Origin of the sequence: Neoroseomonas rubea, from assembly GCF_016106015.1 — a bacterium.
Classification (GTDB): Bacteria; Pseudomonadota; Alphaproteobacteria; order Acetobacterales; family Acetobacteraceae; genus Neoroseomonas; species Neoroseomonas rubea.
In genome coordinates this window covers 1-692 of record NZ_JACADQ010000721.1, presented here as the reverse complement: position 1 = coordinate 692, position 692 = coordinate 1, and the positions used below count along the sequence as shown (strand labels likewise).

The following is a 692-nucleotide window of genomic DNA, read 5'->3' as shown; positions in this document are numbered from 1 at the left end:
ATCGCGCGCAACACGGCGCTTGCGGTGCTGCCGCGGCCGGGCTTCACGCGCCGCGCGCTGGCGGGGCAGGCGGCGGCGGCCCTGCGCCGCCATCGTCGCGCACCGGGCGCGCTTCTCACGGAAGGAGAGCCAGGCGAGTGTCTCGCCGAAAGCGCTCCGGGCACACGTCCCGCGGAACAGGCCCCGGCCGCGCTCCCGTCGGAAAGGTTTGCGCCGCACGCGGCTTGGTGCTTGGTTCCGGCGCGAGAGCATGCCGCCTCCGCCACCGCCATCCGTGCGGGCCAGGCAGGACGCGACACGGGCGAGAGGAGGGGGCCATAGCCCGCACGCCAAAGACCAGCGAGACCAAGCCGACCGCCAAGGCGCCGGCCACGAAGCCCGCGCCGAAGAAGGCCTCGAGCACGACGCCGGCGGCGGCCAAGGCGAAAGCCGCGGCGGCCGAAGCGCCGGCGCTCAAGACGGCCGCCGGCAAGGCCGCAGCCAGCACGGCCAAGGCCAGCAAGGCCAAGGCCACGCCGCGCGCGACATCCGCGGCGGCTAAGGCACCGAAGCGTGCGCAGGCCAGCGCCGCGGCGAAGGCAGCGCCCGCCAAGGCAAGGGCCACGCCGGCGGCGAAGTCCGCGACGCCCAAGGCCACCGCGACGCCGGCCGCCTCCGGCAAGAAGGCGGCCCCCGCGAAGGCGCCGCCGCGC

General features: G+C 76.7%; 1 protein-coding gene. It reads right to left on the bottom strand.

Features of this window, described 5'->3' with window-relative positions; translation table 11 throughout:
* Window positions 1-115: 115 nt before the first annotated feature.
* Window positions 116-692: hypothetical protein (locus HW577_RS26055; RefSeq protein ID WP_198378966.1), on the bottom strand; the 577-nt coding region annotated here is incomplete at its 5' end.